Source organism: Azorhizobium oxalatiphilum, from assembly GCF_014635325.1.
Lineage (GTDB): Bacteria > Pseudomonadota > Alphaproteobacteria > Rhizobiales > Xanthobacteraceae > Azorhizobium > Azorhizobium oxalatiphilum.
This window is the reverse complement of sequence record NZ_BMCT01000007.1, coordinates 100,421-119,138: the sequence shown is the minus strand read 5'-3', so window position 1 is coordinate 119,138 and position 18,718 is coordinate 100,421. Positions and strand designations below refer to the sequence as shown.

The 18,718-nt window shown below is 67.8% G+C and carries 16 protein-coding genes; 10 read left to right on the top strand and 6 right to left on the bottom strand.

Features of this window, described 5'->3' with window-relative positions:
* A complete protein-coding gene (locus tag IEW24_RS20915) occupies positions 1–813 on the bottom strand; it encodes an ABC transporter permease (RefSeq protein WP_188582311.1) in 813 nt (270 codons plus the stop codon).
* 17 nt (positions 814–830) lie between these two features.
* Entirely contained in the window at positions 831–1,847 is a 1,017-nt protein-coding gene (locus tag IEW24_RS20910; protein ID WP_188582309.1) for an ABC transporter substrate-binding protein, read from the bottom strand.
* A gap of 234 nt (positions 1,848–2,081) precedes the next feature.
* Here IEW24_RS20910 and IEW24_RS20905 point away from each other — a divergent pair, with 234 nt between their 5' ends.
* The 5 genes from IEW24_RS20905 (at position 2,082) to IEW24_RS20885 (ending at position 7,614) form a co-directional block, all read left to right on the top strand.
* Complete coding sequence (locus IEW24_RS20905; RefSeq protein ID WP_188582307.1) at positions 2,082–2,786, top strand: GntR family transcriptional regulator; 705 nt, start codon at positions 2,082–2,084, stop codon at positions 2,784–2,786.
* Positions 2,783–4,141 carry an amidohydrolase family protein gene (locus tag IEW24_RS20900; protein WP_188582306.1) on the top strand — a complete coding sequence of 453 codons (1,359 nt, stop codon included), beginning with the start codon at positions 2,783–2,785 and terminating at the stop codon, positions 4,139–4,141. The genes IEW24_RS20905 and IEW24_RS20900 overlap by 4 nt, the downstream gene beginning before the upstream one ends.
* 78 nt (positions 4,142–4,219) lie before the next feature.
* Positions 4,220–4,978, top strand: a complete 759-nt coding sequence (locus tag IEW24_RS20895; RefSeq protein WP_188582304.1) for a class I SAM-dependent methyltransferase — start codon at positions 4,220–4,222, stop codon at positions 4,976–4,978.
* Positions 4,979–5,221: 243 nt separating this feature from the next.
* Positions 5,222–6,007, top strand: coding sequence for an SDR family oxidoreductase (locus IEW24_RS20890; RefSeq protein ID WP_188582303.1), 786 nt, complete (start codon positions 5,222–5,224; stop codon positions 6,005–6,007).
* Between the two features lie 536 nt (positions 6,008–6,543).
* Positions 6,544–7,614 carry an asparaginase gene (locus tag IEW24_RS20885; RefSeq protein ID WP_188582301.1) on the top strand — a complete coding sequence of 357 codons (1,071 nt, stop codon included), beginning with the start codon at positions 6,544–6,546 and terminating at the stop codon, positions 7,612–7,614.
* A 372-nt stretch (positions 7,615–7,986) separates the two neighbouring features.
* Here the strand turns inward: IEW24_RS20885 and hmuQ are convergent, their stop codons facing one another.
* Both hmuQ and IEW24_RS20875 read right to left on the bottom strand, forming a co-directional pair.
* Positions 7,987–8,316 (bottom strand): heme-degrading protein HmuQ, encoded by a 330-nt coding sequence (gene hmuQ, locus IEW24_RS20880; protein WP_188582299.1) that lies wholly within the window; start codon positions 8,314–8,316, stop codon positions 7,987–7,989.
* A gap of 163 nt (positions 8,317–8,479) precedes the next feature.
* Positions 8,480–10,741 carry a TonB-dependent hemoglobin/transferrin/lactoferrin family receptor gene (locus tag IEW24_RS20875; RefSeq protein ID WP_188582297.1) on the bottom strand — a complete coding sequence of 754 codons (2,262 nt, stop codon included), beginning with the start codon at positions 10,739–10,741 and terminating at the stop codon, positions 8,480–8,482.
* 346 nt (positions 10,742–11,087) lie between these two features.
* On the opposite strand from IEW24_RS20875, the gene IEW24_RS20870 reads away from it, so the two are divergent.
* The 4 genes from IEW24_RS20870 (at position 11,088) to IEW24_RS20855 (ending at position 14,763) form a co-directional block, all read left to right on the top strand.
* Positions 11,088–12,110 (top strand): heme/hemin ABC transporter substrate-binding protein, encoded by a 1,023-nt coding sequence (locus IEW24_RS20870; RefSeq protein WP_188582295.1) that lies wholly within the window; start codon positions 11,088–11,090, stop codon positions 12,108–12,110.
* Positions 12,107–13,198: a FecCD family ABC transporter permease gene (locus IEW24_RS20865; protein WP_188582293.1), complete on the top strand. Its 1,092-nt coding sequence runs from the start codon at positions 12,107–12,109 to the stop codon at positions 13,196–13,198. Before IEW24_RS20870 ends, IEW24_RS20865 begins: the two co-directional genes overlap by 4 nt.
* A gap of 4 nt (positions 13,199–13,202) precedes the next feature.
* A complete protein-coding gene (locus IEW24_RS20860) occupies positions 13,203–13,982 on the top strand; it encodes a heme ABC transporter ATP-binding protein (RefSeq protein ID WP_188582291.1) in 780 nt (259 codons plus the stop codon).
* A 121-nt stretch (positions 13,983–14,103) separates the two neighbouring features.
* The gene (locus IEW24_RS20855) at positions 14,104–14,763 is read left to right on the top strand and encodes a TetR/AcrR family transcriptional regulator (RefSeq protein ID WP_188582289.1); all 660 of its coding nucleotides are present in this window, start codon (positions 14,104–14,106) and stop codon (positions 14,761–14,763) included.
* Positions 14,764–15,030: 267 nt separating this feature from the next.
* Here the strand turns inward: IEW24_RS20855 and IEW24_RS20850 are convergent, their stop codons facing one another.
* On the bottom strand, positions 15,031–16,278 hold the full coding sequence (locus IEW24_RS20850) for an Hsp70 family protein (protein ID WP_188582287.1): 1,248 nt from the start codon (positions 16,276–16,278) through the stop codon (positions 15,031–15,033).
* Positions 16,279–16,491: 213 nt separating this feature from the next.
* On the opposite strand from IEW24_RS20850, the gene ugpB reads away from it, so the two are divergent.
* The gene (gene ugpB, locus IEW24_RS20845) at positions 16,492–17,817 is read left to right on the top strand and encodes a sn-glycerol-3-phosphate ABC transporter substrate-binding protein UgpB (protein ID WP_210324265.1); all 1,326 of its coding nucleotides are present in this window, start codon (positions 16,492–16,494) and stop codon (positions 17,815–17,817) included.
* A gap of 285 nt (positions 17,818–18,102) precedes the next feature.
* On the opposite strand, the gene IEW24_RS20840 is transcribed toward ugpB, so the two are convergent.
* Positions 18,103–18,522, bottom strand: a complete 420-nt coding sequence (locus tag IEW24_RS20840; protein WP_188582285.1) for a hypothetical protein — start codon at positions 18,520–18,522, stop codon at positions 18,103–18,105.
* Positions 18,523–18,718: the final 196 nt, after the last annotated feature.

The following is an 18,718-nucleotide window of genomic DNA, read 5'->3' as shown; positions in this document are numbered from 1 at the left end:
TCAGCCCTCCGAACCGCTGAGGGTCGTGCCCTGCTGCCAGCGCAGGACGCGGGCGGAAATCATGCGGATGAGCAGGTCGCTCAGATAGCCCAGCAGGCCGATGGAGGCCATGGCGGCGATCACGATGTCGTAGCGCAGGAAGTAGTAGCTGTCCCACAGCACGTAGCCGACGCCGCTCTTCACCGCCACCATTTCGGCGGTCACGGTGAGCATCCAGGCCGAGCCGATGGAGATGCGCAGGCCGGCGAAGATGGAGGGCATGGCGGCGGGCAGCACGATGAAGCGCAGCAGCTGATGCTGGCCGCCGCCCACCATGGCGCCGGCGCGGATCAGGTTGCGATCCACCGTCTTCACGCCGTGGATGGTGTTGATCAGGATCGGGAAGAAGGCGCCGAGGAAGACCAGGAAGATGGCCGGCTTGTCGGCGATGCCGAACCAGATGATGGCCAGCGGAATCCACGACACCGGCGGGATCGGGCGCAGCATCTGCAGGGTCGGCTCGATGGTGACTTCAATGAGCCGCGACCAGCCGATGGCGATGCCGAGCGCGACACCCAGGATGGTGGCGATGGCGAAGCCTGCCGCCACGCGCCAGGTGCTCGCCATCACGTCGAAGATCCAGTGCCCGGCATAGGACTGGGTGTTGCCGTCGATGTTGAAAATCCAGTCGGCCCAGGCCCAGGCCACGGCCGAGGGAGCCGGCAGCAGCGCCGGCGGCAGGGCGCCGGAGCGGGAGAACATCTCCCACCCGGCCAGAATAAGGACCGGAACAATAAACCGCTCCGGCCTGCCGTACCGCATCAGCGATGCCATGGCTCCCTCTCGTGCTCTCAGTAGCCCAGTTCGGTCTTGGGCTTGCCGGTGGCAGCCTCAAGGAACTGGTAGTTCATGTTCTTCTCCACCTGGGCGGAGACGTCGTTGTTGATGTACTTCAGGTCCTTCATCATCGAGGCGATGGCGATGGCTTCCTTCCGGCGCATGAAGTAGTCCGGGTACAGGTTCTTGATCGCGCCCTCGGCGATGGCCTTGTCGAGGCCCGTCACCTTGGTGATCACGCCCACCCACATCTCCTTGTCGGAGGAGATCTTGCCGTTGATGTCGACGATCGCCTTGACGGTCGCTTCCAGGCCCTTGGGGTTGGCGGCCACCACGTCGGAGCGGGTCAGCATCAGGTTGGTGAGGTTGCCGGCGGCCTGATCATAGGGATAGGCGAACAGCTTGGCGGCATTGGCCTGCACGATCTGGGTGGCGAAGGGCTCCACGGTGCAGATCAGCTCCACCTCGCCACGACGCAGCGCCTGGATGTGATCGGACGGGTTCGGGATATTGATGAACTGGACGTCCTTGTTGACGTCGATGCCATGCTTGGCGAGGGCGCCGCGCATGTGGATGTCCTGCGCATTACCGCGGGAGGCGGCGACGCGGAAGGGCTTGCCGTCGGCCTTGTACTTGGCGATCAGGGCCTTGAGGCCGTCCCAGTCATTCTCCTTCAGCGGCAGGTCGTTCTGCACGACGATCTGCGAGCCGCCTTCCACCTGGCCGGAGATGGCCACCACGTCGAAGCCCTTGTCGAGCGCCGTGGCGTAATGGAGATACGTGACCTGCGCCACGTCGATGCTCTTGGAGAGCAGCGCGGTGAGCACGTCATTGCCGGTGTTGAAGCCGATGGCTTCCACCTTCGCGCCCTTGGCATATTCCGGCACCAGCGCGAGCGGGGTGCAGTGGGCGCACTTGGCGTAGCCGAGCTTGATGGTCGGCTCCTGGGCCTGCGCGCCGGTCTGCGCGAAGGAGGCCGTGCCGGCCACAACGGCCAGGGCAACGGCGAGACGGGACAGCAAACGCTTCATGGAGATCCCCTGGATGGACCGCTTCGCCGGCCGCACAGCGCGGGTCAGCGGAAGTTGCATTCGGTATGCGATTTTTGTTTTCACCTGTTTTTTCAATGATATATTCAGACAAATTTTTCTTGGAAAGCTGCTTTTGTGAGCAACATGACCAAAAAACAGTCAGAGTCCGGGATCGCCGAGCTTTCGGGCACATTTGAAGAGCCTGCCGCCAAGCCCGTCCGGACCAAGGCCCGCATGCGTTTCAAGCCGGCCCGGCTCAAGCTCTCCACGCAGGAGGCGAGCCGCCCGCTGCAAACTGCCTCACTGCACGGCCAGTTGCTCGCCCGCCTGCGCGAGATGGTGCTGGACGGCGAGCTGCGCCCGGGCAGCCCGCTGCCCGAGCGCATGCTGTGCGAGACCTTCGGCGTCTCCCGCACCCCCTTGCGCGAGGCCTTCAAGGTGCTGGCCACCGAGGGGCTGATCGCACTGCGCCCCCACCGCACCCCCGTGGTGACGCCGGTGGACCGGCAGGAGATCGGCCACGTGTTCGAGCTGATGGAGGCGCTGGACGGCCTCGCCGGCCGCCTCGCCTGCCGCCATGCCACCGCCGACGAACTGGCGAAGCTGGAGGCCATGCATGCGGATCTGGTGCGCTTCCATCATGCTGAGCAGCGGAATGATTATTTCCGGCAGAATCAGGAGATCCATGCCGAGATCACCCGCCTCGCGCGCAATCCGGTGCTGCTGGCCTCCTGGACGGCGGTGAACGCCAAGATCTACCGCGCCCGCGCGCAGGCCAATTACGACCATGCCCGCTGGGACGCCTCGCTGGCCGAGCATGAAGCCTTCATGACCCGCCTGCGCGCCCGCGATGCCGAGGGCTTCGCCGCCGCCCTGGCCGAACATACCCGCGTCACCGGCATCGCCGTGCTCGGGAACCTGTCGGAGACCGCCGAATGACTGCCCCCATCCCCTGCGACCTTCTGGTGCGTGCCCGCGCCGCCCTCGTGCTGGATGTGGAAGGCACCGTGCTCTCCGACATCGCCATCGCGGTGACGGACGGGCGCATCGTCCGCATCGGCCCGGCGGCGGAAGTCGAGGCCGCCCATGCACCCGCGCGCACGGTGGGCTCATCGCACCATCTGGCGATGCCGGGGCTGGTGAACACCCACAACCACACCCCCATCATGGTGGTGCGCGGCATGATCGAGGACGTGGGCTTCGCCCCGGCCTACACGCCCGGCGTGCCGCAGGGCGACATGATCGGCGAGGAGGAGACCTATCTGCTCGCCCGCCTCGGCCTCTATGAGATGCTGCGCTTCGGCTCAACGACGGTGGTGGATTTCTATCGCCACCCGAAAGCCCTCGCGCGGGCGGCGGAAGAGATCGGCCTGCGCAGCTTCGTCGGCGGCCGCATCATGGATGCGGACACGGCGGCCCTCGCCCGCCGCGAATGGAAGGCCAATCCCGCCGCCGGCGAACGCACGCTGGCCGAGGCCATGGAGGTCGTCACCACCTATGCCGGCCGCCCCGGCCTCATCACCCCCGTGCTCGGCCCGCACGCGCCGGACACCTGCTCGCCGGGCCTGCTGCGGCAGGTGGCGGAGATCGCGGACAAGGACGGCATCATCCTGCACACCCATCTCCACCAGTCGCCCATGGAGGTGGAGATCGTCGCCGCGCGTGACGGCAAGCGCCCGGTGGAGCTGATGGACGAGGTGGGGCTGCTCGGCCCCCGCCTCATCGCCGGCCACTGCATCCACATGAGCGAGGCCGACATGGCCCTGTTCGGCGCGCGCAAGGGCGTGGTGGCCCATGTGCCGGTGGGCAATGCGGCGCACGGCTCCGTGGCCCACACCCGCGCGCTGGAGCAGGCGGGCGCGCGCATCACCATCGCCACCGACACCAAGTCCGGTGACATGTTCGAGGCCATGCGCATGGCCATCGCCGGCACCCGCATCCGGGGCTGCGGCTTTACCGTCTCCTCCCACGACGTGCTGCGCTGGGCCACCCACGATGGTGCCGCCTCTCTCGGCCTTGCCGGCGAGGTGGGCGTGCTGAAGGAAGGCGCGAAGGCGGACATCGTGCTTCTCGACACCAACGCCCCCAACCTCGCCCCGCTGCTGGACGGCCCCGGCCTCGTGGTCCACAGCGCCAATGGCGGCAATGTGGACACGGTGGTGGTGGACGGGCGCGTGCTGCTGGAAGGCGGCCGGCCGACCCTGTTCGACGGCGACGAGGTCATCCGCAGCGCGCAGGCCGTCTCCCGCCGGCTGTGGGAGCAGGCGGGCCGCACGCCGGCCATCCGCGCCTGAGGGCATGTACCGGCAGTGGCCGGAACGGTTGCAGGATGCTAAGAGCGCCCCCGGACACCGAGAGGTCGGGGGCGCGAGATGTCGGACGTGGATAAGCAGAAGCTGCAGCAGGTGAAGGACCGGGCGTGGTTCTACGAGTTCGACCTGCCCGACGGCACGCAGACCCGGACCGACATTCCGGCCGACATCCTGCCGATCCATACCTCGCGGCGGGACAAGCTGATCCAGATCATCCGCGACCGCGTGCCCAACGCGGCGAACGAGACCGCCTACGACCTTGCCTCGCACGAGGGCTATTACTCGCTGGAGCTGGCGAAGCACTTCAAGTCCGTGCGCGGCTACGAAATCCGTGACGAGAGCCGCGACGCCGCGAAGCTCATCACCGAGGTGGTGGGCGCCACCAACATCGAATATGTGCACGCCGACCTGCAGACCATGGCCTTCGACCCGGCGCAGACGGCGGACTTCGTGCTGCTCTACGGCCTGATCTACCACCTGGAAGATCCCGTCCACACCATCCGCCTCGCCAGCCAGATGGCGCGCAAGCACATCCTCATCGAGACGCAGGTGTTTCCCTACGACATCTCCGGCCAGCTGGAGGACGGGCACTACAAGCACATGCGCCCCATCGCCGGCGTGTTCGGCCTGACGCCCGATTATGCTTCCCGCCGCGAGGGCGGCTCCACGGACATCGCCATCGTGCCGTCGCTGAACGCGCTCACCTTCCTGCTGCGCAACTTCGGCTTCACCGACGTGTTCGTGCTGCCCAGCCCGGATGACGATTACGAACAGTTCCGGCGCGGCTCCCGCGTGGTGGTCTATGGCGGCAAGCCGTAGGACGTCAGCCGCCCCCTGAAAATCGGAACGGCCCCGCCAGCGCGGGGCCGTTTGCGTTTTCGGGGTGCTGGTCCACCAGTGGAACACCACTTTTCGCCCCCTTCGCGCCCCTGCCCCTTGCCATCGCCATGCGAACGCGAGCAAATCCCAACCGGCATGAGCGGGCGCCCCGGTGAAACGGCGGCGGCCGTCGCATCCGGGCGGCGGATCCCATCCGTCTCCCGGCCTTAAAGGAGCGATTGCATGGATCTGGGTCTGAACGGAAAGACGGCGGTGGTGATGGGCGCGAGCCGCGGCCTCGGCGCCGCCTGCGCGCGCACGCTGGCGCTGGAAGGCGCGAACGTGATTGCCGCCGCGCGCACGGTGGCCGACATCGAAGCCTGGCGCAGCCAGCTGCCGGCCGACGTGCAGGGCCGCGTGGAAGCGGTGCATCTCGACGGCGCCGATCTCGCCTCCATCGACGCTCTGGCCGACCACGTGCTGGCCAAGGGCGGCGCGGACATTCTGGTGGGCAACACCGGCGGCCCGCCCCCCGGCGTCGCCTCCGAGACCACCCGCGACCAGTGGATCGCCAATTTCGCGCCCATGGCCGCAAACCTGTTCCACTTCGCCGGCCGCCTGCTGCCGAAGATGCGCGAGAAGGGCTGGGGCCGCATCGCCACCATCGCCTCCTCCGGCATCGAGCAGCCGATCGCGAACCTGGCCCTCTCCAACGGCATCCGCGCCGCCGTGCTCGGCTGGTCCAAGACACTGGCCAGCGAAGTGGCGTCGGATGGCGTGACGGTGAACGTGGTGATGCCCGGCCGCATCCTGACCGAGCGCATCGGCCAGCTCGACACCGCCAATGCCAAGAAGCAGGGCAAGTCGCGCGAGGAAGTGGAAGCCGCTTCGAAGGCGCAGATCCCGGTGGGCCGCTATGGCGATCCGCAGGAGTTCGCGGACCTCGTGACCTTCCTGTGCTCGGCGCGCGCGGGCTATCTGACCGGCGGCAAGTACCGCGTCGACGGCGGCATGCTCCGCAACGTCTGACGATCAGCGCGGCGCGGTCCGGAGACGGACCGCGCTGTCCCTCTAGCGCAGCCCGGCGAGCACCCAGACCAGCCCGAGGGCGCACAGCCCGCCGAAGATGACGCCAACGATGATGGCGCACGGGAACGCGACGGCGTTCTCCCTCTTGCTCAAAGACATCACAACCTCCGCCCCACCCTCTGCGCCCGCAGGCCCTCATGACAGGCCGCGCGCACATCGGGCTTACCAAACCTGCGTGCCCATCGCTCCCGGCCCAACGGCCCCGAAGCGTTCCGCAAAGGATCACGCTTCGTAAGCATATGACAGGAGTATGTGGCAAGGGCAGGGTGACGCCTTGATCTTGCGCACATGTTACCCTGCATCCGTGCGGTTGCGTGGCCCATCGCGCCATGCCGGTGCCACCTACCGCCATCCCGCGTATCCGCCCTGCGTTCTGCGAATCAGCCAGACCCGTTCCCGAGGGACGGCGAGCCGCATCCAGCTTGAATCGGATGCGATCCGGCTCCCGGTGACGTACCTATGGGAGGCACGTTCTCATGCTGCAGAATTTCGTGAGTGACATGGTGAAGAAAGCAGTAACCCTCACGGCGGCCGGACTTGCGGCGGCCAGCCTCTCCACCGCGCCCGCCGGGGCACAGGGCCTGCCGCATGTGGTGGTGCTGGCCACCGGCGGCACCATCGCCGGCTCGGGCACCACGGGCGGCGGCTATGTGTCGGGCGCCATCTCGGGCGATCAGCTCATCGCCTCAGTGCCGGACATCGGCAAGCGCGCCCGCCTCTCGGCCGAGCAGATCGCCTCCATCGGCAGCCAGGACATGAATGACGGCGTCTGGCTGAAGCTGGCCGAGCGCATCGCGGCGCTGGACAAGGACGCCGACGTCGCCGGCATCGTCATCACCCATGGCACCGACACCATGGAGGAGACCGCCCTCTTCCTCGATCTCGCCACCCGCACGGAAAAGCCCATCGTGCTGGTGGGCTCCATGCGGCCCTCCACGGCAGTCAGCGCGGATGGCCCGCGCAACCTGCTGGAAGGGGTGATCGTCGCCTCCGATCCGAAGGCACGCGGGCGCGGGGCTCTGGTGGTGCTGAACGACACCATCCACGGCGCGCGGGACGTGACCAAGACCAACACCGTCTCGGTGCAGACCTTCCTCTCGCCGAACTTCGGGCCGGTGGGCGCGGTGTCGCCGGACCACGTGGCCTTCTTCGCCGCGCCCGCGCCGCGCACCTCGCTGGCCGCCCCCACCGGGCCGCTGCCGAAGGTGGAGATCATCTATGCCTATGCGGGCGTGGATGCGAAGCCGGTGGAAGCGGCGGTGGCCGCCGGAGCCAAGGGCATCGTGCTGGCCGGGGTGGGCGACGGCAACGCCTCCAAGGCCACCATCGCGGCCCTTCAGGCGGCGGCGAAGGGCGGCGTGGTGGTGGTGCGCTCCAGCCGCACGGGCACCGGGCCGGTGCTGCGCAACATCGAGCTGAATGACGACGAGCTGGGCTTCGTGGCGGCGGCCTATCACAATCCGCCCAAAGCCCGCGTGCTGCTGCAGCTGCTGCTCGCCGGCGGCGTCACCCAGCCGGAGAAGGTGCAGGCGGCGTTCGCGCCCTGAGGGCTGAGAGGCGATCAAAAACAAGGGCTCGCGCGGCTTGCAGCAGAGGATCGTCATGCCCGGACTTGATCCCAAAGTCGGATGTTTCCGACTTTGGTTTTCCAGTGCGGAAGTCGGCTTCTGCCGACTTCCGGGCATCCACATCAGGCCGATGGTGGAAGGTCCGAAACCTGAGCACAAGGCCGCCGCTCGCACATCTGGACACCATCTGCCCAGCGGAGGGACGTGGATGGCCGGATCAAGTCCGGCCATGACGAATGGAGGAGGCAGCTCCAGCTGGATGGACTGAACCGAATGGCATCCCACCGCAACAAAAAGCCCGCCCCGGTGACAGCACCGGGGCGGGCTTTTCGTTTCGACAGGGCCTGGAGGTCAGGCGGCCTTGTCGGTGTTGGTGAGGGTGATGATGGACTCGAAGCCCTCGAATTCCGGCGGGCCGATGTAGTTCACCTTGTTGGTGCCGGCGCTGGCATGGGCGGCGCGGAACTGCTCGGACTTGGTCCAGGCCTCGAAATCGGCCCGCGAACCCCATTCGGTGTGCGAGGAGTAGAGCGTGTACTCCTCCTTCTGCGGGCCCTTCAGCAGGTTGAAGGTGACGAAGCCCGGAACGGTGGTCAGGTGGCTGTCGCGCTCGCGCCACACGCGCTCGAACTCGGCCTCGGACCCCAGCTTCACCTTGAAACGGTTCATCGCGATGAACATGACGCGTTCCTTCCCTCGAAATCTGCCGGACCGTCGCGGCCGGAAAATGGAATGGGTCGGCTCCAGCATAGCGGAACCGACCCTCTAGGTGGGGATCGCGGCCGGGAAGCCAATGGCCCGGCCGCGATGGATTTCGTCGCAGGATCTACTTTGGAATCGAAACCTACTTGGTGACGAGGGCGGTCTTGGCCGCCGCCAGCTCGCCGCCGCCGAAGCGGATGGTGAGCGCGCCGCGCACGGTGAGACCGGCGCTCGGCAGGAACTGCTGATACTGCGTGTACTGCTCGTTCAGCAGGTTCTCCACGCTCAGCGAGGTCAGCACGTTCTCGCTCGGCTGGTAGCCGAGATAGAGGCTGACCAGGTTGAAGCTGGAGGTGGGCTCATAGACCGCATTGGTGGGCAGGTCCGATTCCGTGACCGCCGCCACCCACTGCCAGCGGGCCGAGAGCGTCAGCTTCTGGTCCGGCGAGCGCAGGCCGATGGTGGTTGCCACATTGTCCGGCAGGATGCTGGACAGCGGCTGGTCGGTCTCGGTGTTCTTGCCGTCGCTGACGGTGGCGTTGAAGCCCACGAACCAGGTCCGCGCGTCGTACATGCTCTCGAATTCGAAGCCTTCGAGGCGCGCGGACGAGACGTTCTGATACTGCGCATAGGGCAGCGAGCCGAACACCGGCGTGCCGTACTGCACCAGCTCGATGAAGTCGGACACGTCGTTGCGATAGACGTTCGCCTTGGCGCGGAACTTGTCGCCCTTCGACAGGATGTCGTCGAACTTCAGGTTGACGCCGATTTCCTTGTTCTTGCCCACTTCCGGCTGAAGCTCCGGATTGGGCACGAAGCAGAACACGCCGAAGCTGCCATCGGGGCAGCGCACCAGCGGGATAGCCGGGGGATGGGCGCCGGAGACCAGCGTCTCGGTGACGGCCGGGGCGCGATAGCCTTCCGCATAGGTGCCGTAGACCGTGAACCACGGCACCGGCGTGAGGCCGACCGTGATCTTGGGCGACACGCGATCGCCGCTGTTGGAGACGCCGTCGCCTTCCAGCTTGTAGGAGTCGTAGCGCACCGCGCCGATGACCTCGAGCCAGGTGGAATAGTTCGCCTGCCACTGCGCGAAGGCACCGCCGACGCCGCGCGTGCCCGACGGATTGTAGCCGTCGCCGAAGCCGTAATTGTCGATGTTGTTCACATCGTCATGGAAGTAATCGCCGCCGATGGTGATGGCGTTGCGCACGCCGCCCACCGCGAAGCGGCTAGTGTTGTTGGCGTCGAAGCCCCAGGTGTCGATGGTGAAGCTGCGCGGATTACCCACGTTGCCCGTCACCGTGCTGTTGGTGCCGGCCACCTTGGTCTGATCCTGCTTGACCTGGTTCCAGTAGACGGTGCTGCGCCAGTCGAACAGATTGTCGTCGGGGTTCGAATAGTTGTAGCTGCCGGTCAGCGAGCGGTTGGTGACGTCCGTGCCGTACTGGCTGGTGGTGGGCGTCGTCAGCACGCTGGCGCTGGAGGTGGTGTAGGACGAGTCGTAGTTCAGCGCGCTGAACTTCAGCTCATGGAAGTCCGCCGGGCGCACGGTCAGCTTGGCGATGCCGGTCCAGGTGGTGGCATTGGTGCCGGGCACCTCGTTGCCGTCGCCGTCATTGTAATTGGCCTGATCGCGGTAGGTGCCGCCCCAGAACACATCCACATTCTGGCCGATGCGCGCCGCGCCGAAGGCCGAGCCGAAGCCCATGGGACCGTTGGAGCCCATCTCGCCCGTGCCCTGCGCCGCCCAGGTCTCGCCGGGCTTCAGGATGTCGTTGGCATCCTTGGTGCGCATGGTGACGACACCGCCGATGGCGCCCGAACCGTAGATGTTCGACACCGGGCCGCGCACCACGTCCACCGCCGCCAGCAGGCCGGGCTCAAGGAAGAAGGAGCCGGCCGAATTGGCGTGGCCGAGCTGGGTGAAGTTCTGCCGCGCCCCGTCCACGATCACCGCCACGCGGCCGAAGTCCTGCAGGCCGCGAATGTTGATGGAGGTCTGCTGCGAGTTGCCGTTCTGGATCGCCGCGACGCCCGGCATGCCGCGGAACACGTCCGCGGTGCGATCGGGCATCCACATCTCCAGCTCGTCCGCGCGCACGGTGCTGACACCGGCCAGCGCGTTGATGGTGGAGACGGGCGTATAGGTGGCTGCCACCGTGATGGCGTCGAGCGCGATCTCGCCATTGTCGCCGGAGGTCATGGCCGGGGCCGAGGAGGCCGGCCAGCTGGCGGAGGAGGCGGCGCTCTGCGCCAGCGCCCCGCCGGACCACAGCACGCCGCAGGCGGCCAGAGCCAGACCGGCGACACTGCTGCGCGCCCACGCGGCGGACACAGGACGGGCGACGGCAGGCGTCAGGGCGAGCGAATGCGCGGACGCACCCGGGAGCGGGCGAGCCATTAAAGACCTCCATTACTGGGACGAGGCTGGCTACCACCCGGAAATCGGGCTTGGCGTGCATCGGATGAAACGCCGGGCACGAGGCACGGCGTTCAAATGAACGTGCAGAGCCTTCTCATCCATGCCCCACTCATGGACACTGGGAATCGAAGCGCGCGTCTTACGAAACCGGAAAGGCACCGAACGCCATATGCGACGCTCAAGCTTCCATAGCCTCATCTGGTACCGTGCACCTCCCCACAGGTCAAGTTGATTAGTTCCAAACTAGCTTTCGTGACAATATGGATTCACGGTTCTAACAGTAGGCCACCAGAACTCACCTGAACTTAACTGGAATAATTCGAATATGGGCCAAGAACTGCCAACCGATAGTTGCGCCGGCTCTGCGCCGCAGTCGCAGCGGATCGCGCGGGGCGCCATGCTGGCCATCATGGCCTGCGCGCTGTCATTCACGCCCGGCCTCATGCTCCCCGCGCACGCGCACGAGGTGCGTGACGCCACCGGCCGCACCATCGAGGTGCGCGACACGTCCCACATCGTGTCCATCGGCAGCGCCGTCACCGAGATCCTGTTCGCCCTCGGCGTCGGCGAGCGGGTGGTGGCGGTGGACCAGACCAGCACCTATCCCGCCGCCGTGCGCGCGCTGCCGAACGTCGGCTACATGCGCACCCTGTCGCCGGAAGGCGTGTTGTCGCAGGCCCCGAGCCTCATCCTCGCCATGGAAGGCTCCGGCCCGCGCGAGGCCATGGACGTGCTCTCGCACTCCTCCGCGCCCGTGGTCATCGTGCCCGACGGCCATACGGCCGACGCGGTGATCCGCAAGATCGAGGTGGTGGCGCAGGCGGTCGGCATTCCGGAGAAAGGCGCGGAACTGGCCCGCGAGGTGCGAGCCGATTTCGCGCTGCTGGCCAAGGAAGTCAAAGCCCTGCACCAGCACCCCAAGGCGGTGTTCGTGCTCTCCGCCGGCAGCGGCAGCACCATCGTGGGCGGCGCCGAAAGCAGCGCCGACGCCATGTTTCATCTGGCCGGTATCGAGAATGCGGTGGCCGGCCTGAAGGGCTACAAGCCGGCCGGCGATGAGGTTCTGCTCAATGCCGAGCCCGACGCCATCGTGGTCATGAGCGGCGGCGGCCAGCCCTTGCCGGCGGATCTGATCTTCGGCCTGCCCGCCTTCAAAGCCTCCCCTGCGGCGAAGGATCGCAAGCTCATCACCCTGCCCGGCTCCTATCTGCTGGGCTTCGGCCCGCGCACGCCGCAGGCGGCGCGCGAGCTGGCGCTCGCCGTGCGCCCCAGCGCCAAGCTGGCGCCCCTGCCCGCCCATTCCTGGTCACAGGAGCCCAACGCCGCCCCGAAGGCCGCGACCCCATGACCGCCACCGCCGCGCCCGGCACCCTGGCCGGGCGGCGCGCCAGCGGACGGCCCAGGGTGGCGGTGGGACTCGCCGCCTGTGCCGTGCTCGCCGCCGTCGCCTTCATCGGCGCACTGGCCATCGGCCCGGTGAGCATCGGCCCCGGCCGCGTGCTCGCCATTCTCGCCCAGGCATTCGATGCCCCCATGGAGGAGGCCGGCCGTGCGCTGCGCGAGCGCATGGTGGTGCTGGACATCCGCCTGCCCCGCGCCGTGCTCGGCCTGCTCACCGGGGCCGGCACCGCCATGGCGGGCGCGGTGATGCAGGGCGTGTTCCGCAATCCGCTGGCCGACCCCGGCCTCGTGGGCGTCTCGCCCGGCGCCGCGCTGGCGGCGGTGGCCTTCATCGTGCTCGGCATGCCGCTGTTCGCGGTGCTGCCGGACGTGATCCAGCCTCTCGGCCTGCCGCTGGCCGCCTTCGCCGGCAGCCTCGTCACCACCATGCTCATTGCCCGCCTCGCCATGCGCGGCGGCAGCATGTCGGTGGCCACCCTCCTGTTCGCCGGCCTTGCCCTCGGCGCGCTGGCCAGCGCGGGCACCGGCCTCCTCGTCTTCATCTCCACCGAGCAGCAGTCGCGGGAATTCGTGTTCTGGACGCTGGGCAGCCTCGGCGGGGCCACCTGGCCCAAGGTGGCGCTGGTGGCGCCCTTCGTCACCGCCCTGCTGGTGGGTGCCCCCTTCCTCGCGCGCGGGCTCGACGCGCTGGCGCTGGGAGAGGCGGAAGCCTTCCATGTGGGCGTGCCGGTGGAGCGGCTGAAGCGCTGGAGCATCATCGCGGTTGCCGCGGGCGTCGGCGCCTGCGTTGCGGCGGCGGGCGTGGTGGGCTTCGTCGGGCTCATCGTGCCGCATCTGGTGCGCATGTGGCTCGGCCCCGGCCATCGTGTGCTGCTGCCGGCCTCCGCCCTCCTGGGCGCGGCCGTGCTGCTGGCCGCCGACATCTGCGCCCGCATGCTGGCGGCGCCTGCGGAACTGCCGCTGGGCGTCGTGACCGCGCTGGTGGGCGCGCCCTTCTTCCTCTGGCTGCTGCTGCGCCGCCGCCTCATCGGATAGACCCATGTACACTGCCGAAGCGGTGCGCCTGACGCGCCACGGGCGTACGCTGGTGCGCGACGTCACGCTCGCCCTCAAGCCCGGCACCATCACCGTGCTGGTGGGGCCGAACGGGGCCGGCAAGTCCAGCCTGCTGAAGCTGATGGCCGGCGAAACCACCCCCTCCGCCGGCCGCGTGGTGCTGGAGGGAAGCGACATCCGCACCCTTGCACCCGTCGCTCTGGCCCGGCGGCGCGCGGTGCTGCCGCAATCCGCCGACGTGGCCTTCTCCTTCCGCGTGGACGAGGTGGTGCGCATCGGCCTCATCGGCAGCCAGCCCTCCGCAACGGCCCGCATCGAGCGCCTGCTGGAGCGGGTGGACCTCGGCGGCTTCTCGGAGCGCGGCTACGACACGCTCTCGGGCGGCGAACGCCAGCGGGTGCAGCTCGCCCGCGCGCTGGCGCAGGTAGAGGTGATGGACCCGGACAAGCCCCGCTATCTGCTGCTGGACGAGCCCACCGCCAGCCTCGACCTCGCCCACCAGCTTCTCGTGCTGCGCGAGGCCCGCGCCCATGCGGCGGCGGGCGGCGCGGTGCTCGCCGTGCTGCATGACCTCAATCTGGCGGCCATGGTGGCGGACGTGATCGCCGTGCTTGTGGACGGCGCGCTGCTGACCTGCGGCCCGCCGGCCGAGGTGCTGACCGACGCCACGCTGAAGGCCGCCTTCCGCATCGAGGCGCGCATCAATGCGGTGCCGGACGGGCCGTTCCTGTTGCCGCAGACCGTGGTACAGGGCGCGGCCTGACGCCGTCTCTACTGCGACACCCTGCTCCTTTTTCTTTGATCTGGCTCAACGACGGTTGCGTCTTCGCGGGTTGATCTTCCTGCGATTGCGCCGCGCGCGCGCCAGCCAAGGACAGGAGCCCATGACCGAAACACCCACGTCCGCCACGCGAGGCGAGGTGGCGCGCGAGCAGGTTCTGTCCGCCGCCATGCGCCGCTTCTCCGCCCAGGGCTATGCCCATGTGGGCCTGCGCGACATCGCGGCCGACGCGGGGTTCGATGTGGCCCGCGTCCACCGCATGTTCGGTTCCAAGGAAGCCCTGTTCGCCGCCTGCGTGGAGCGGGCCTGCGGCGGCTGGAAAGCGGCCGAGGCCAACGCGGACGTGCCGGCGCTGGCCCATGCCATGACCGCCCATCTGCTCGGAGCCGCCCCCAATTCGCCCGGCGATCCGCTCCAGATGCTGGCCCGCTCGCTTTCCGATCCGCATGCCGCGCCGGTCCTGAAGAGCTGGACCGAGGACGCGCTGCTGGCCCCCGTCACCCGCCTCGCGCAAGCGCACGACGCGGTGCCCCAGGCCGACGACCATGAGGCCGAGCAGAGCGCGGCCCTGCTGGCGGCCTTCTGCCTCGGCATTTCCATGCTGCGCGACGTGATGGGGGTATCCGCTCTCACGGAGCATGCGGACGGCGTGCTCGCCAGCCGCGTGGAGCGCATGCTGCAGGCCTGCCTCGCCCCGGCGCACGCGCCGCTCCCGCTCGACGGCGGCGTTCTCGCCGGCGGCCCCGGCGCGCTGCATCAGTAGCGTGTTTTCAAGGGGAAGCGGTGTGTCCTTCCCCCTCCCCAACCCTCCCCCGCAAGCGGGAGAGGGGGCTGTCGCGCTCACCGCAGCGACGCACTGAAATCCAGGCGGGGAAAGCCCTCTCCCGCCCATAACCGGCTCATGTCGGTTACGGCAACAAGGTGCCGAAGTCGGAAACATCCGACTTCGATGCGGGGGAGGGTTGGGAGGGGGCAAGCGAGGCCGGGGCAGAAGCGGATCGAACGATTTCGCTTTGATCCGCAGTCGCCCTCACCCGAAGCGCCGGGCAGCCTCCAGCGCCAGCCCGGTGCCCACCGAGCCGAAGGTGTCGCCGTCCACCACGCGCGCCTGCGGCAGCGCCGCGAGAATGGCCGCGCGCACATGGGCAAGGCGTGTTGAGCCGCCGGTCAGGAACACCGCGTCGATGCGATCGGCGGAAACGCCGGCTTCCTTCAGGCACACGTCCACGCGGCGCGCGACGCGCTCCGCCAGCGTGGCGGTGTGGTTTTCCAGACCCGCCCGATCGAGCGAGGTGGCAAGGCCCGCCTCCACTTCCTGAAGGTCCAGCTCCGCCACGCCCTCTTCCGCCAGCGCGATCTTGGCGCCCTCGGTGGCGATGGCGAGCGTGTGGCCGCGCTGGTCCTCGATCACCTTCAGCAGGCGGTCGAGCAGCGCCGGATGGGCCGCATCGCGCCGCACCTCCACGATCTCGCGCTCGGTCTTTCCGGTGTAGAGCCGGTTGATGGACGACCAGGTGGCCAGATCGAAATAATAGGCGCTCGGCACGTCGCGGCCGGGCTGCTTCATGGGGCTGCGATAGCCGAGCAGCGGCATCACCACGCCCAGCGACAGCTGCCGGTCGAAATCCGTGCCGCCGATGCGCACGCCGTCATTGGCGAGGATGTCGTCCGCCCGGTCCGGCTTGCCCTTCAGCGCCGGGCCGATGCGCACGATGGAAAAGTCCGACGTGCCGCCGCCGATGTCGGCGATCAGCGCCAGCTCCTCGTGATTGACCTGCTGCTCATAATCCAGCGCGGCGGCGATGGGCTCGTACTGGAAGGTCACGTCCGAGAAGCCCGCGCCGCGCGCGATCTCCTCCAGCGCCTGCTGCGCCTTGGCATTGCCCGCCGGGTCCTCGTCCACGAAGAACACCGGGCGGCCCATCACCACCCTGGACAGCTCCGTGCCGCGATCGGCCTGCGCGCGCTGCTTCACGGTGGCGACGAAATCGCCGATCACCGCACGGAAGGGAATGCGCTTGCGCCCCACGGCGGTGGTCTCGTCCAGCAGGGCGGTGCCGAGCACGGATTTCAGCGAACGCATGAAGCGCCCGTCATCACCCGCCACATAGGCGCTCACCGCGGCGCGACCGATGCGCAGGTCGCCGAGGCGGTCATAGAAGACGGCGCTTGGCACCGTATCGCGCCCGTCCTCCAGCGCCGCCAGCACCGCGCCGGTTGCGGTGGGCACGCCGAGCGTGGTGTTGGACGTGCCGAAATCGAGGCCGCAAGCGGTCATGAATGGGTTCTCCGGGAGGGGCGGCTTGTTACGCGCTTGGCGCGTGCGGATCAAGCGTTGCGTCGCAACATCGCCCCGCGCCCCGCGCATCCCTGCGCCCGCTACCACCCGCCGAATCCGCCCCCAAACCGTTGCGACGCATTGTCATCCGCCCGTCATCCAAAGCCAGCAAGCAGGCGGGGAAACGTTTACTTCTGACCGGGAGACGGGACCATGACGGCGTGGCACGGACTGATGCGGGGCGTGGTAACGGGCGTTCTGGCGGCGGGCCTGTACGCCGGCCCGGCGCTCGCTGCAACCGAAATCCAGTGGTGGCACGCCATGTCCGGCCCGCTGGGCGAGAAGCTGGAGAAGGTCGCCAGCGACTTCAACGCCACGCAGAGCGATTACAAGATCGTGCCCGTCTACAAGGGCAGCTATCCGGAGGCCATGACCGGGGCCATCGCCGCCTTCCGCGCCAAGCAGAACCCGGCCATCGTGCAGGTGTTCGAGGTGGGCACCGCCACCATGATGGCCGCCAAGGGCGCGGTCTATCCGGTCTACAGGCTGATGGCCGAGCAGGGCGAAGCTTTCGACCCCAAGGCCTATCTGCCCGCCGTGACCGGCTATTATTCGGACACGCAGGGCAACATGCTGTCCTACCCGTTCAACTCCTCCACCACGATCCTCTATTACAACAAGGACATCTTCCGGCAGGCCGGGCTCGACCCCGCCACCCCGCCGAAGACATGGCCCGAGCTGGAGGCCATGGCGAAGAAGATCCAGGCCTCCGGCACCGCCTGCGGCTTCACCACCCAGTGGCCGTCCTGGGTGCATGTGGAGAACCTCTCCGCCTGGCATAACGTGGCCATCGGCACCAAGCAGAACGGCATGGCCGGGCTCGACACCGAATTCTCCATCGCCAACCCGGTGGTGCAGCACCATTGGGAGAAGCTGGCCGAGTGGCAGAAGACCAAGCTGTTCGACTATGGCGGCCGCCTCGCCAAGGCCGACCCGAAGTTCTTCTCCGGCGAATGCGCCATCTCCATCGGCTCTTCCGCCGCCCGCGCCGCCATTCTCGCCAATTCCAAGTTCGATCTCGGCTACGGCATGATGCCCTACTGGCCCGACGTGAAGGGCGCGCCGCAGAATTCCATCATCGGCGGCGCCAGCCTCTGGGTGCTCACCGGCCGCCCGCAGGCCGAATACAAGGGCGTGGCGAAGTTCTTCACCTATCTCTCCAAGCCCGAAGTGCAGGCCTGGTGGCACGAGGAGACCGGCTATCTGCCGATCACCGAAGCCGCCTATCACCTCGCCAAGCAACAGGGCTTCTACGAGAAGAACCCCGGCGCCGACGTCTCCGTGCTGCAGATGACGCTGAACCCGCCGACGGAGAATTCGAAGGGCCTGCGCTTCGGCTCCTTCGTGCAGATCCGCGACGTGTTCGAGGAAGAACTTGAGGCCACGCTCAACGGCAGCAAGACCGCCAAGGCGGCGCTGGAGGCAGCGCAGGCGCGGGGCAACACCCTGCTGCGGAGCTTCCAGAAGGCCAATCAGTAAGGCGGATCAAGGGGGCCGGCCCCGAGCCGGCCCTTTCCGCGCCGGACGGCAGGAGCGATCGCCATTGAGTGCTCGACAGCCTTGCAGCAGTAGATCGTCATCCCCGGACTTGATCCGGGGATCCACGTCCCACCGCCGGAAGCACGACGGGCACTTTCGCGAACGGCAGTCGCAGCTCGGGGTCTGGTGCCGTCCCCTATCGGCCCGACGTGGATGGCCGGATCAAGTCCGGCCATGACGATGTTTTGCTTCATGAATGCAGGGTTTGAAGGTCGACTAACGCCCTCAGCCGCGCTTGCGGAACAGGATCATCATGCCGTCGGTCATGCTGTAGCCGTAGGCGATGGAATAGCCGCCGCCGGCGCACAGATGGTCGGTGCGGGACTGGTTGGGCTTGGCATCATAGTGATACGCGCCGCGGATCACCTCGTTCATGCTGACCAGATCATAGCCCTTGTCGTGCATGTCGTTGCAGGTCTTCTCGATGCGCCGGGAGAAGTCCTCCGCGTCGATCTCGGTCTCGGAATGCTTGCCGGTGGTCACTTTCTCCACCCGCTGCTCATAGACCGGCTCCTCCTCCTGCACCATGGCGGTGTCGAAGAGGCCCTTCCGCTTGCTGATGGTGCGCGTGCCCACCTGCACGTTGGAGACCTGCTCCCGCACTTCCTGCTTCAGATAGGCCTTCACGAAAACGGTCTTGTACATGCCGCCCTCTCCCTCCCCTTACGGGCAGACCATGAATGACGCGCCCCTTGCATCCGAATGACCCGGCGGGCGCGTCCCCTGCGCGGGCCGCGAACCTGCCATGGAAGACACCTGTTGCGGAATGCGACATAGTCCGACGCCGGGCCCGGCAGCGCGCGCACCGCGCCGGCCCGCTGCGCCGCTGACCGGCCACCGC